9 protein-coding genes are annotated in these 14,967 nt (G+C 36.1%); 8 read left to right on the top strand and 1 reads right to left on the bottom strand.

Annotated features, from left to right (window positions below; genetic code table 11):
* The first annotated feature begins 2 nt into the window (after window positions 1-2).
* The 6 genes from IRZ83_RS13625 (at window position 3) to IRZ83_RS13600 (ending at window position 11,974) form a co-directional block, all read left to right on the top strand.
* Window positions 3-1,628, top strand: coding sequence for a sensor histidine kinase (locus IRZ83_RS13625; protein WP_194569524.1), 1,626 nt, complete (start codon window positions 3-5; stop codon window positions 1,626-1,628).
* A gap of 278 nt (window positions 1,629-1,906) precedes the next feature.
* On the top strand, window positions 1,907-2,290 hold the full coding sequence (locus IRZ83_RS13620; protein ID WP_029272495.1) for a response regulator: 384 nt from the start codon (window positions 1,907-1,909) through the stop codon (window positions 2,288-2,290).
* Between the two features lie 130 nt (window positions 2,291-2,420).
* On the top strand, window positions 2,421-3,869 hold the full coding sequence (locus tag IRZ83_RS13615; protein ID WP_029272494.1) for an ATP-binding protein: 1,449 nt from the start codon (window positions 2,421-2,423) through the stop codon (window positions 3,867-3,869).
* Complete coding sequence (locus tag IRZ83_RS13610; RefSeq protein WP_194569522.1) at window positions 3,866-4,297, top strand: response regulator; 432 nt, start codon at window positions 3,866-3,868, stop codon at window positions 4,295-4,297. The genes IRZ83_RS13615 and IRZ83_RS13610 overlap by 4 nt, the downstream gene beginning before the upstream one ends.
* A 70-nt stretch (window positions 4,298-4,367) precedes the next feature.
* The gene (locus IRZ83_RS13605; RefSeq protein ID WP_194569520.1) at window positions 4,368-10,727 is read left to right on the top strand and encodes a HAMP domain-containing protein; all 6,360 of its coding nucleotides are present in this window, start codon (window positions 4,368-4,370) and stop codon (window positions 10,725-10,727) included.
* Between the two features lie 20 nt (window positions 10,728-10,747).
* A complete protein-coding gene (locus IRZ83_RS13600) occupies window positions 10,748-11,974 on the top strand; it encodes a sensor histidine kinase (RefSeq protein ID WP_194569518.1) in 1,227 nt (408 codons plus the stop codon).
* Window positions 11,975-11,983: 9 nt separating this feature from the next.
* Here the strand turns inward: IRZ83_RS13600 and IRZ83_RS13595 are convergent, their stop codons facing one another.
* Entirely contained in the window at window positions 11,984-13,033 is a 1,050-nt protein-coding gene (locus IRZ83_RS13595; protein ID WP_194569516.1) for a glycoside hydrolase family 130 protein, read from the bottom strand.
* Window positions 13,034-13,271: 238 nt separating this feature from the next.
* Between IRZ83_RS13595 and IRZ83_RS13590 the strand changes: the two genes are divergently transcribed.
* Entirely contained in the window at window positions 13,272-13,442 is a 171-nt protein-coding gene (locus tag IRZ83_RS13590; RefSeq protein ID WP_194569514.1) for a hypothetical protein, read from the top strand.
* A 184-nt stretch (window positions 13,443-13,626) separates the two neighbouring features.
* Window positions 13,627-14,955, top strand: coding sequence for a xylose isomerase (gene xylA, locus IRZ83_RS13585; RefSeq protein WP_194569512.1), 1,329 nt, complete (start codon window positions 13,627-13,629; stop codon window positions 14,953-14,955).
* The last annotated feature ends 12 nt before the right edge of the window (window positions 14,956-14,967 follow it).

Here is a 14,967-nt window from a genome sequence, read left to right as displayed (position 1 = left end):
CTATGAAAGAGATTGTAAAAATTAATCTTGATAACGAAATGGACTTAATACTGGCACACAAGCGAGCAATGAAAATTGCAGAAATGTGCGGTATGCCATCGTCAGCACAAACTAGATTCTCTACAGCTGTTTCAGAAGTTGCGAGATGTTCTATTGCTAAAGGAAAAAACTCAGTTTTGAGAATTGGGATTAATATTCTAAGACCAAGCCATAAAGAAATACTGGCAGTACTTACAGATGCTGTAGATTTAAAAAAATGCAATCCTGAAGCCTATCAGTATGCAGCAAAAATATCAGGAAATATCGAATATTCTTATTCAGACAATCAATCTGTAACTACACTAAGTCAGCAAGTAGCAGCACCAGGACTTCTTTCAGATATAAAAATAAAAAGTTTAGTAGATTATTTTAAGTATGAACCGCCATTGTCGCCGTATGATGAGATCAGAAAGAAAAATATCGAATTAATAGCACTTTCTGAAAAACTGGGAGAAAGTGAAAACAGATACAGGCAATTGGCGAATACGCTTCCTGTTTTAATTTCTGTTGTAAATGAAAGAAACCATGTGCTTATCGCTAATGATTCGCTAAAAGATTATGTACAGCAGCCTTTTACTGTTTTTGATAAAAAGACTTTAGCCACTTTTATTCATCCCGATGATTTAGATGAAATAAGTGAAGGGTGGAGTAAAGCCAAAAAAGACAGATCAGATTTTTTTGGAGAAACAAGAATTAAAAAAGATTCAGAGTATGTTTGGCATTTAATATCGATAATTCCAAATAAGGCTGAAGATGGTTCTTTTAACAGCTGGCTTGTTTATTTTGTAGACATTAATGCCCAAAAAACAGTTGTCGAAACTCTTAAGGATAATTCTGAGCTAAAGATGATTCAGCAAGAATTAGAAAATGCGAATTCTAAGTTATTATTTAAAAATAAAGAGTTAGAGCAATTTGCTTTTATTGCCAGTCATGATTTGCAGGAACCGCTTCGCAAAATTCTGATTATGCTTTCGCGTGCCGCAGAGTTTTTGACCGAGGAGCAAAGGAAACAGTATTATTTTGATAAAATCACCCTTGCAGCAGGCAGATTATCTACTCTTATTTCTGATGTACTTAATTATTCCAGAATAGATAATAAACTGCAAAATCTGCAGGAACTAGATTTAAATCATATTATTACAGAGACGATTAGTGATCTTAGTCTTGTTATTGAAGAAAAGAATGCCTTGATCACAGTAGAAGCATTACCGCGTGTTTCTGGTGTTAGTTCGCAGCTCCGTCAGTTATTTTATAACCTGATTAATAATGCGCTAAAATTCAATACATCACAGCCATCAATAATTATTTCTTCTGCTTTGTCTGATAATTTCAAGACAGATAAATTAAGTCCAGTAGGTAATTTTTATGTTATATCGGTTTCTGATAATGGTATCGGAATGGACAATGAATATTCAGGACGTATTTTCGATATGTTTCAGCGACTGCATCAGAGGGATCAGTTTGGCGGTAACGGAATCGGACTTGCGTTATGCAAGCGAATTATAGAAAATCACGGCGGTGTTATAAATTTTACAAGTAAGCCCGACGAAGGAACAACTTTTTGGATTTACCTTCCAAAAAGAGATTGATAGTTGTAGGATGAAATTTAATGTTAGAAATTAATTTAACGATTTTTGTAAGTTTTACTTTAAAAATCATGAAATTAGAGTGCTTATTTCTAATACTTGAGTATTTTGTTGAGGTTTAAATTACTACATTTGAGTAAGTAAGATGCTATTTGTTTGTAATAATGCAATTTAGGCAAATGCAATTTTAAATAGCTAAACGATTTTCAAATAATGAAATTAACGTTTCTTGAAATGATTTAGCTGAAAATTTATTTTTAAAATTAAAAAAAATAAGCGTGATGACTTATAAAAATATACTTCAAATTGATGATGATTGTGACGATTGCGATTTGTTCATGGAAGCATTAAATGCTGTTTCTTCTGCGGCATATACAGCAATTTACAGTCCTGTTGAAGCATTGCGCAAATTGATGCAAAACGAAATTATGCCCGATGTTATTTTTCTTGATTTAAATATGCCAATTATGTCAGGACTGGAATTTATGACAGAAATAAAAAAGGAAGACAGACTTAAACAAATTCCTATTATTATCTTTTCGACCTCACAGTTAGATGATATTATTCAAGAGGCAAAAGAGCATGGAGCAGATGATTTTATTTCAAAGCCAAATAACTTTAACGACTTAAAAGAAATATTGAGCAGATATACTTACAGCGCATAATCTTTAGTATTGGTAATCTTTCGCAATACGTTATCTTATTAAAATTATTCAATGAACTTTTTGTTTTTTTTTTCTTATTTTTATTAAGAAATAAAGTGTCTGATATTCAGGCGTATGTTAATTGTTGCCGATGAAATTATCTACTCAAATTCTTTTAGCGTTTACTGTAATAATTTTATTGTCTGTGGCGGACTCGTATACAAATTATATGTTGTCTAAAAAGGTACAGCGCAACTCTCAGTTTCTTGCCAGATCTGAAGAAATTATTCGGACTTCAAATAAAACTCATAAAGCAATAATAGAGATGCAGAGTGCTTTTCGCGGTTATCTTCTTACAGACGATCAGACTTTTTTAGACTCTTATTTTAAAGGGCTTAAAATTGTGCCTTTATTAATAAAAGAACAACAGTTACGAATTGGAACTCATAACAAACAGCGTATTATTTTAGATTCTATTAACCTGCGTCATAACGACTGGCTGAAATATTCGGCACAGCTAATAGAAATGCGAAAAAAAGGACCTGATTCTTATCGAAATCTTTTTGAAAATACACTTAAAAAACATGTAGGGAAGAAAATAAATGATGAGATAGCCGGCAAGTTTTCTCGATTTGATAGAATTGAGTATAAGATGAGAAAACATCATACAGATATGCTTCTGACCTCAATCAAATACGCTCGTACATTTTCTTTAATTTTCTTGACACTAACGATTATCATCGGAGTAGGAAGCACTGTATTTATTGTTTTTCTTACGACTAAAAGAATTAGTTCGATGATTCATTTGGCAGAAAATATCTCAAAAGGTAAATTTACTATAGTTAAAGATACACGAAACGATGAATTGACTGCTTTAGAAATTTCACTCAACAGCATGTCTCTTAAATTAGATAAAAATATTCATGAGCTGAAAAATAGAAATGCAGAACTTAATAAATTTGCCTATGTTGTTTCGCATGATCTTAAGGCACCAATACGCGGTATTCATAATGTAGTAAGCTGGATAGAAGAAGATCATTCAGATGAACTTTCGCCTGAGCTTAAAAAATATCTTAATATTATTCCGCAGAAAACCAGACGTATGGAAGCTTTGATAAACGGTTTGCTCGATTATGCTAGACTTAATCTTAAAACTCCAGCCGAACATATCAATACAAATGCACTGGTTCATGAAATTGCAGATTCGATTGTTCCTAGAAATTTTAAATTAGAAATAGATGATCTTCCTGATTTGTTTACAGAACGAATAAAACTCGAACAAGTTTTTGCTAATTTAATTAGTAATGCAGTAAAATACATTCCGCAGGAGGAAGGCCATATTCACATAAGCTGTAAATATTTTTTACCTATTTATGAATTTTCTGTAAAGGATAATGGAATTGGAATTGCACCTGAATATCATCGAAAAATATTCGAAATTTTTCAGACATTGAGGGAACAGGATGAACAGGAAAGTACCGGAGTTGGACTGGCAATTGTAAAGAAAATAATTGATGATCAAGATGAAAGAATCATCGTTAAATCTGAATTAGGAAAGGGAGCTGAATTTATTTTTACTTGGAGAAATAATAAGTTATGAAAAAACCAACAATATTACTGGTAGAAGATGACGGGCTTGATATTATAAGTGTGGAGCGGTCTTTAAAAAAGTTAGAAAGTGAATACGTTCTTCATACGGCATATAACGGAATCGAAGCTTTGAAAATTTTACGAGATCCAAATGCAGGTTTGGTTCCGGATGTTATTCTCTTGGATATTAATATGCCAAGAATGAACGGAATAGAATTTTTGAAAGTGATTAGGGAAGATAAAAATCTAAAAGATTTAAAAGTGTTTATAATGACTACTTCTTCAGAAGGAAATGACAGGTCTCAAGCAGAAAAGCTTGGGATTTCAGGCTATATTATAAAGCCCTTAAATTATACTGAAAATACTAAAAGATCGGATTCAATGGATGCTTTTGTTCAGTTTCATTTGCGAAAGATATTACTGGATGAAAGTTTATAAACAGACCTTTTAGTACTAAGAAAATAAAATAATGTATCAGATTTTTAATCATTCTATAAAGAATTGAGATATGAAAAAAATAAAAGAAAATAATAAGGTAAATACTGAAACTATTGTGGCACTTCCAATAGTGGCAGGAGAAAAACCAGCAAAATCCAAACAAAAGAAAATCGAATCTGAGGAATCTATTTTGAATGATGCAGAATTTTTAAAGATTTTGCTTAAGGTTAAAAATGGAAATTTCACACAGCGTTTTCCAACGGATCAGAATGGAATTAAAAGATCGATCTGTGATACATTAAATGAAATTATTGATCTGAACGAAAGAATGGTTTTCGAGTTTCAGAAGGTAGGAAAAAGTATTGGTAAACAAGGAAAACTGACTAACAGAGTAGCTTTAGATGGTGCAAGAGGATCTTGGAGTTCATGTGTTGATTCTGTTAATACCTTAATCTCAGATCTGGTGCATCCGACTATTGAAATTGCGCACGTAATCACATCGGTAGCAAAAGGAAATTTATCTCAGGAAATGCCACTTTCTATTGAAGGAAACCCGCTTCAGGGAGAATTCCTCAGAATTGCCAAAGAGGTAAATGGAATGGTAAAACAGCTGAATTTATTCTCGATGGAGGTGACCCGTGTGGCGCGTGAGGTGGGTACCGAAGGAAAACTGGGAGGTCAGGCAAAAGTGCGAGGTGTTGGTGGAGTTTGGAAAGATTTGACCGACTCTGTAAATAAAATGGCATCGAACTTAACGGGTCAGGTACGTAATATTGCCGACGTAACAACGGCGGTAGCAAAAGGGGATTTATCTAAAAAGATTACAGTAGACGTAAAAGGAGAAATCCTGGAACTTAAAAATACCATCAATACGATGGTGGATCAGCTGAACTCGTTTTCATCAGAGGTAACGCGTGTGGCAAGAGAGGTAGGAACCGAAGGAAAACTGGGAGGACAGGCACAGGTAAAGGGAGTTGGTGGAACTTGGAAAGATTTAACAGATTCTGTAAACCAGATGGCGTCAAACCTAACAGGTCAGGTTCGTAATATTGCCGATGTAACCACAGCGGTAGCAAAAGGAGATTTGTCTAAAAAAATTACGGTTGACGTAAAAGGAGAAATTCTGGAGCTGAAAGATACGATTAACACCATGGTGGATCAGCTGAATTCCTTTTCTTCTGAGGTAACGCGTGTGGCAAGAGAGGTGGGTTCTGAAGGAAAACTGGGAGGTCAGGCAAAAGTTCGAGGTGTTGGTGGAGTTTGGAAAGATTTGACCGATTCCGTTAATCAAATGGCATCGAACTTAACAGGTCAGGTACGTAATATTGCCGAGGTGACAACCGCGGTAGCAAAAGGCGATTTATCTAAAAAAATTACGGTAAACGTTGCGGGAGAAATCTTGGAACTTAAAAATACAATCAATACCATGGTGGATCAGCTGAACTCCTTTGGTGCCGAGGTAACCCGTGTGGCACGTGAGGTAGGTTCAGAAGGAAAACTGGGAGGTCAGGCAAAAGTAAAAGGAGTTGGGGGAACCTGGAAAGATTTAACCGATTCCGTGAACCAAATGGCCTCGAACTTAACGGGTCAGGTACGTAATATTGCCGAGGTAACAACAGCGGTAGCAAATGGCGATTTATCTAAAAAAATTACAGCTGTAGCCGAAGGAGAAATTCTGGAGTTGAAGAAAACCATTAACACGATGGTGGATCAGCTGAACTCGTTCTCATCTGAGGTAACGCGTGTGGCACTTGAGGTTGGTACGGAAGGAAAACTGGGAGGTCAGGCAAAAGTAAAAGGAGTTGGAGGAACCTGGAAAGATTTAACAGATTCTGTTAACCAGATGGCATCCAACTTAACCGGTCAGGTGCGTAACATTGCTGAGGTAACGACAGCGGTAGCAAAAGGTGATTTGTCACGTCAGATTACCGTAGATACAAAAGGAGAGATTCTTGAGCTTAAAAACACCATTAATACGATGGTGGGCCAGCTGAACTCATTTGCATCAGAGGTAACTCGTGTGGCACGTGAGGTGGGTACCGAAGGAAAACTGGGAGGTCAGGCTCAGGTAGAAGGTGTTGGAGGAACGTGGAAAGATTTAACAGATTCGGTAAACCAGATGGCATCGAATCTTACAGGTCAGGTACGTAACATTGCCGAGGTAACAACTGCAGTTGCAAAAGGCGATTTATCATTACAAATTACAGTAGACGTAAAAGGAGAAATCCTTGAGCTTAAAAATACAATTAATACCATGGTGGATCAGCTTCGAGGCTTTGCTTCGGAGGTAACGAGGGTTTCACGTGAGGTTGGTACAGAAGGAAAACTGGGAGGTCAGGCGAATGTGCCGGGAGTTGCGGGAACCTGGAAAGATTTAACCGATTCTGTTAACCAGATGGCGGGTAACTTAACTGCTCAGGTACGTAATATTGCCGATGTGGCGATTGCCGTAGCAAACGGAGATATGTCTCGAAAAATTACGGTTGACGTTCGTGGAGAGATTCTTCAGTTAAAAGAAACCTTAAATACGATGGTAGATCAGCTTCGTGAGTTTGCATCAGAGGTAACTCGTGTGGCGCGTGAGGTTGGTACCGAAGGAAAACTGGGAGGTCAGGCGAATGTACCGGGAGTCGCGGGAACATGGAAAGATTTAACGGATTCTGTTAATCAGATGGCGGGTAACTTAACCACACAGGTACGTAATATTGCCGAGGTAACGATTGCCGTAGCAAACGGAGATATGTCGAAAAAAATTACGGCCGACGTTCGTGGAGAAATCCTTCAGTTGAAAGAAACGGTAAATACGATGGTGGATCAGCTTCGTGCCTTCGCATCAGAGGTAACTCGTGTGGCGCGTGAGGTAGGTACTGACGGAAAACTGGGCGGACAGGCATTCGTGCCCGGAGTTGCAGGAACCTGGAAGGATTTAACAGATTCGGTGAACCAGATGGCATCGAACTTAACGGATCAGGTACGTAATATTGCTGAGGTAACAAAAGCCGTAGCCAATGGCGACCTTTCGAAACCTATTACGGTAGACGTAAAAGGAGAGATTTTAGATTTGAAAAACACTTTCAATACGATGGTGGAACAGCTGAACTCGTTTGCATCAGAGGTAACTCGTGTGGCGCGTGAGGTTGGTACCGAAGGAAAACTGGGAGGACAATCTGAAGTAAAAGGGGTTGCCGGAACCTGGAAAGATTTAACAGACTCTGTTAACTTGATGGCATCGAACTTAACGTCCCAAGTACGTGGAATTGCAAAAGTTGTAACATCCGTAGCAAAAGGAAATCTAAAACAAAAATTATCTATTGATGCTAAAGGTGAGGTTGCACAACTTACAGATACCATCAACGAAATGATTGATACTTTGGCAACGTTCTCCGATCAGGTAACTACGGTTGCCCGTGAGGTTGGAGCCGAAGGAAAACTAGGAGGCCAGGCAAATGTACCGGGAGCTTCGGGAACGTGGAAAAACTTAACAGAAAACGTAAACCAGCTTGCGGCGAATTTGACGACTCAGGTGCGTGCGATTTCTGAGGTGGCATCTGCGGTAACACAAGGAGATTTAACGCGAACAATTGGTGTTGAAGCAAAAGGTGAGGTAGAAGCCTTAAAAGATACTATTAACCAGATGATTTCGAATCTTAAAGCGACGACTTTAAGAAATCAGGAACAAGACTGGCTGAAATCGAATTTGGCGAAATTTACTCAAATGCTTCAAGGGCAAAAAGAGTTGAATTCGGTTACCAAAAAAATCCTTTCTGAGCTTGCAACGGTTGTAACCGCACAGCATGGACTGTTCTATATTTTACAGGAAGATGAAAACTTTGAGGATTCTAAATTAAATTTAATTGCTTCTTACGCCTATATCAAAAGAAAAAATTCGCCTACGCAATATGCAATGGGAGAAGGACTTATTGGTCAGGTTGCGATAGAAAAAGAAAGAATTATTTTGAGCAATGTTCCTAAAGATTATATCAGAATTAATTCTGGTTTGGGAGATGCAAAACCGCAGGACGTAATTATTTTGCCTGTATTGTTTGAAGGACAGCTTAAAGCAGTTATTGAATTGGCATCGCTTGATACCTTTAGCCAGACACACTTAGATTTCTTGGAAGGATTGACAGAAAGTATCGGAATTGTATTGAACACAATTGAGTCGAATTCAAGAACGGAAGAACTTTTGGTACAGTCACAATCGCTGGCAGGCGAGTTGAAAAGTCAGCAGGAAGTATTGAAAAATACCAACGAAGAATTAGAAGAAAAAGCTTTCTTATTGGCAAATCAGAAAGAAGAAGTGGAGTTGAAAAATCAAGAGGTTGAGGTTGCAAGAAAAGCTTTGGAAGAAAAAGCAGATCAGCTGACTTTAACATCAAAATATAAATCGGAGTTCTTGGCGAATATGTCGCACGAGCTAAGAACACCGCTGAACAGTTTACAGATCTTGGCCAACGAATTAATCGCCAACAGAGATGGAAATCTTTCTGAAAAACAGATTCAATTTGCCAAAACGATTAATTCATGCGGAGATGACCTTATTCAGCTGATTAATGACATTTTAGATTTATCAAAAATCGAATCCGGATATATTTCTGTCGATTACAATCCGATTAGTTTTGCCGAAATCAGCCGATTTGTTGAATCTACTTTTAATCCTATTGCAGAAGCGAAACACCTTCGTTTTAAAATCAGTATGGATGATGAACTTCCTGAATTGATGGAAACCGATTCACAGCGATTAAATCAAATCTTAAAAAATCTTTTATCTAATTCATTTAAATTCACTGAAAAAGGTGAAGTTCAGCTAAAAATATACCGAGCAAGCAACAACTGGAAAACGACTAATGCAAGCTTAGAAAATGCAGAAGCAGTAGTCGCTTTTGAAATTTCAGATACAGGAATTGGTATTTCTAAAGAAAAACAAAACATCATTTTTGAAGCTTTCCAGCAAGCCGAAGGTTCAACAAGCCGAAAATATGGAGGAACGGGATTGGGATTATCAATCAGCCGTGGGCTTTCTGATTTATTAGGAGGAAGTATTGAACTGGAAAGCGAGACCAACATTGGAAGTAAATTTACACTTTTCCTTCCTTTGCAATATGTTGACATTTCTGAAATAGAAGATATTGAATTTACAGAGGAACCAGATGTAAAAGGCCGAATCAAATCACTGCCATCGGAAAAATTTAATCGATCTGATATTGATTTATTCTTTGTTGATGAGGTAGGTGATGACAGAACAGATATTAAACCAGGCGATAAAGTATTATTGATTGCAGAAGATAATTTAACTTTTGCTAAAATTATGCTTGAGCAGGCGCATATTAATGGAATTAAGGCAATTGTAACTACAAAAGGAAATGATGTTATTGATTTTATAAACCAGTTTCATCCTCATGCTATTACAATGGATCTTAATATGCCGGATACGAGCGGATGGAAAATCCTGGACAGGCTTAAAACCGATTTTAACCTGCGTCATATTCCGGTTTACATCATTTCTGGAGAAGATGAAAGAAATAAAGGGCTTAAACGAGGCGCGAGAAACTTCTTTCTTAAACCCGTAAAAAATGATTCCCTGGCTTATCTTTTTAACGATATTCACGATTTCAAAAATAAAAAAGCTAAAAACTTACTAATTGTAGACGACAATCAGCAGGAATTAGACAGAATTTTGCAAGCAGTGAACGGCGAAGACATAACTGTTTTCAGTGCAAAAACGGCTGCTGAAGCAGTTGCACTTATAAGAGAAAAATCATTTGATTGTATTATCTTAGATTTAGTATTGCCAGATGCAGATGGACTTGATCTTATTACCGATCTTGAAAATAATATTGCAGGACAAGAAACGGCAATTATTATACATTCCGCAGGAGATGTTGATAAGAAACAAAAGGTAAAATTGAATCGATTTGCTCACAGTATTATTACAAAAAGCGCAAATTCTATGGATGAACTTATTGATCAAACAGCTTTATTTATGCACCGTGTACATAAAGAACTGCCAGTTGCAATGAGAGAAACAATTGAATCTTTTTATTTGAAAGAAGATGTATTAGTCGGCAAGAAAGTATTGCTGGTTGATGATGACGTTCGTAATTTATTTGCATTGACAACTGCTCTTGAGCGTTACGGATTGGATGTTATAAGTGCCGAAAGCGGTCAGGAAGCAATTGATCTTCTTAATGAAGATCCTGCAATTGATATCGTTTTAATGGATATCATGATGCCAGAAATGGACGGATATGAAACCATGAAACGCATTAGAAAAGATGCCAAACACAAAGATTTAACAATCATAGCAGTAACAGCAAAAGCAATGAAAGGTGATAGACAACGCTGCATAGAATCAGGTGCCTCAGATTATATGACAAAACCAGTGAATGTTGAACAGCTTTCCTCTCTTATGCGTGTATGGCTTAAATAATAATTATATTCAAAAGTATAATGGTAGAGAATGCAATTAAAATCTTAATAGTCGATGACAAAAAAGAAAACCTACTTTCTTTGCAAGTCATCCTGGCAGATCGCGGTTATCAATTTGTTGAAGCAACATCTGGAAAAGATGCATTGCGGATATTATTGAAAAATCAGGATTTTGCTATTATACTTATGGATGTTCAAATGCCATTGATGGATGGTTTTGAAACAGCCGAACTCATTCGCCAAAGTGATAAACTAAAACATGTTCCTATCATTTTTTTGACGGCAAATATGAATACTACTGAATACATTTTCAAGGGATATCAATCTGGTGCTGTTGATTATATGATTAAACCTTTGTCTCCAGAAATATTGCAGGCAAAGGTGATGGTTTTTACTGAATTGTTTAAGAAAAATAGAGAATTACAAATTAAGGAAGAAGAGACAAAAGCCCTTAATGAAATAATTTTAAAATCGAATTCAGAACTTGCTTCACAATATGCAGCAATTGAAAAGCACGCAGAAGAACTCAGAAAGAAAAATATGGAATTGGATGCTTTTACTTATATATCAAGTCATGATCTTCAGGAACCTTTACGAAAAATCCAGACCTTTGTCAATCTTCTTCTTTCCAATGAATACCCAAATTTATCTGAAGACGGTAAACATAAGTTTAACAGAATTCTCTATTCGACAAACCGAATGCGAGAGCTTATAAACAGTCTTTTAACTTTCTCTCGTACTACTATTGTTGATCGCAGATTCGAAAAGGTTGATTTAAATACTGTTATTTCTGATGTAAAAATAGCCTTGCACGAAAATTTGTTAGAGAAGAATGCAACAATTACAACTGATTTTCATGGAGTACTTACTATAATTCCTTTTCAGTTTGTTCAATTAATGGAAAATTTAATACATAATGCCATAAAATTTTCGAGAACAGAAGTACCGCTTGAAATAAATATTAAAAGTCAGCTCGTAAGTGGAGCCAATTTAGAAAAAGAAAAATTAGCCCCAAATGTTGACTATTGCCACATCAGTTTTGGCGATAATGGAATCGGATTTGAACCGCAGCACAGTGAAAAAATATTTGGCGTCTTTCAAAAATTACATAGTAAAGACATGTATGATGGAACAGGGATTGGTCTTGCGATTGTCAAAAAAATAGTTGAAAATCATAATGGTCATATCAACGCAACGGGCGAACCCATGAAGGGCGCAACTTTTAATATTTATATTCCTGCTAGCTAATAATTGTATTTAAACTTCTAAATAAGAAAGTATTTCATTTATAGAAAAATCGGCCCCGCAGACAAATTCATCAGCAGCTCCATAGTAAATAGTCAATTTATCACCATTTACAACGTGTCCATTTGTGAAAACGACATAACCAAAGAAACCGCTCAATTCATAATTTTCCTGCGGAAGCATAATAGGTTCTAATGTGCGGGCAAGAACTTTAGATGGATCTTCGAGATCCATCAAAAAGGCGCCAAGACAATATTGATGTTCAGCATTTGCTCCGTGATAAATTTCGAGCCAACCTTTATCTGTTTTAATTGGCGCAGCTCCAGCACCAACTCTCGCGCTGTCCCAAAGTCCTTGTCGTGTTTTTATAATACATTTGTGATTTCCCCAATGAATGCCATCTGGTGATTCAGAAAGCCAAATAAAATTCCCTCCAATTTCTGGGCTGGAAGGACGATGCAAGGCATAGAATTTTCCGTTTACCAATTCTTCAAAAATAGCACAGTCTTTATTATGAGGTGGGAAAATCATTCCTTTATTTTCAAAGCTTTTCCAGTTTTTAGTAGTTCTAAGTCCAACACCAACACCGTTTTCAGAAACTGCCGTATAAGTAAGGTAATAAGTGTCTTCTAATTTACTGACCCTGCAGTCTTCTATACCAAATTGTTCTAAAATCCCAGAACCCATTAATAATGCATCATGCTCTGGCTCATAGAATTTTCTGCCGTCATCACTGCAAAGCAATCTAAGATGCGAAAGTGTGGTCAGGTAGTCCAACCCTTTATATTTAATTACTCGCGGGTCATTCGCCACAAGATCTGGGTCATTCAAGGGAATTTCAATAATTTCTACTTTACCCAATGCATTAATGACAGGAAAAAAAATAACACCTTCTTTTTGAGCTATCGATTCTGCTACTCTGACCAACAGCCAAGTCTTATTTTCAAAAACAAAAACACCAGGATTTAAAAGGCTTATAATTTGAAGTTCTGTACTGCTGGCTTTTAGATCTTTTGGCATCAGCAATGGATTCTCGGGAAAACGTCTGGCAATGTCGCTCATAATAACTTTATTGTATAAGTGTATAATGTTTAAAGTTATGGAATTTTCAGGAGTATGTATTTATATAATGATCGCAGTATTTTGCAAAATTGAAAGTTTAACCAGCTGATTTCAATACTGCTAAATCATATAAATTGAGCAGATAATGATATAAAATAATACAGATCAATAAATTTAATTTTACTTCATTCAAATGATAACACATAAATTTTTTAATAATATTTAAATAAAAGAAATCATGTTTAAAACAGGACAAAAAGTACGACAAGAATTTGGCAATCAAGTTATGAAGGTAATAGGATTCGAACCAGAACTTATTGAAAATGTAGTTACACAATGGGAGGATGAAATTGGGAATATCAATACAGGAAAATTTATTGAAGATCAACTCGTGCCGGCAGAGGAATAAAAATTCAATTTTTAATCGAAACCCTTCTTCTCATCAGATAAATCAAAGCAAATATTTGATTTTTTATTTAATGCCGAATTCCAACAAATTTTTTATTTTCAACCAAATTTTAACTTTTCATATGCTAGGTTAAAGTATATCTTTGGCCTCAAAAAAAATAAAAAATAGGTTAAAAATTATTAAGATGAGTGATGTTTGGGGAGATAAGGAGTATTACAAAGGAATAGGAAAAATTAATTATGAAGGAAAAGATTCCGATAATCCTTTAGCGTTTCGATATTATAATCCAGATCAAGTAGTTGCTGGTAAAACAATGAGAGAGCATTTTAAATTTGCAATTTCATATTGGCCCAGCTTTGGCGGAAACGGTTCAGATCTTTTTGGACAAGGAACACACCAATTTGCATGGAACGAATTCAGAGAACCTATTCAGGCGGCAAAGAAAAGAGCAGATGCAGCATTTGAATTTATCAGTAAAATGGGCTTTGATTATTTTTGCTTTCATGACTACGACTTGGTTCAGGAAGGTCAAAGTTTTACACAGTCAGAACTTCGATTGAGTACAATGACAACGTATTTAAAGGAGAAAATGGATTCTTCTGGCATAAAAGTTCTTTGGGGAACTGCCAATTGTTTTTCAAATCCGCGTTATATGAATGGCGCTGCAACAAATCCTGATTTTAAAGTATTGGCCAGAGCCGCAGGACAAGTTAAGTTAGCGATGGATGCGACCATTGCTTTAGACGGAGAAAATTATATTTTTTGGGGAGGAAGAGAAGGTTACATGACGCTCCTTAATACAGATATGAAAAGAGAATTGGACCACTTAGGACAATTTCTTGCTCAGGCGCGTGATTATGCTAAAGAACAAGGTTTTAAAGGAAATTTTTTAATAGAACCAAAACCTATGGAACCTTTAAAACATCAATATGATTTTGACTGTGCAACGACAATTGGCTTTTTGCGTGAATACGGACTTGAAAAAGATTTCAAATTAAATATTGAAGTAAATCACGCTACACTGGCACAGCATACATTTGCTCATGAACTTGAAGTGGCTTCAAAAGCCGGAATGCTCGGCAGTATTGATGCAAATCGAGGAGACTATCATAATGGCTGGGATACAAGTCAATTCCCTAATAATGTATATGAAGTTACAGAGGCTATGCTGGTTTTTCTTAAAGCTGGCGGGATTCAGGGCGGTGGAGTAAATTTTGATGCAAAAATTAGAAGAAATTCTACAGATATTGAAGATATCTTTTTGGCTCATATTGGTGGAGCAGATACTTTTGCAAGAGCATTACTCACCGCTGATAAGATTATTACCTCTTCGCCTTATGAAAGTTTGCGACAACAGCGTTATAGTTCTTTTGATACTGGCAAGGGAAAAGAATTTGAGGAAGGAAAATTAAACTTTAAAGATCTGTACGCAATTGCTCAAGAAAACGAGGAAATAGAATTGAAAAGCGGTAAACAAGAACTTTTCGAAAATATTATTAACCGATACTTATAAATTTTCAAATTT

Source organism: Flavobacterium sp. JLP, assembly GCF_015350755.1.
GTDB lineage: Bacteria > Bacteroidota > Bacteroidia > Flavobacteriales > Flavobacteriaceae > Flavobacterium.
This window is presented reverse-complemented; position numbering and strand designations above follow the sequence as displayed.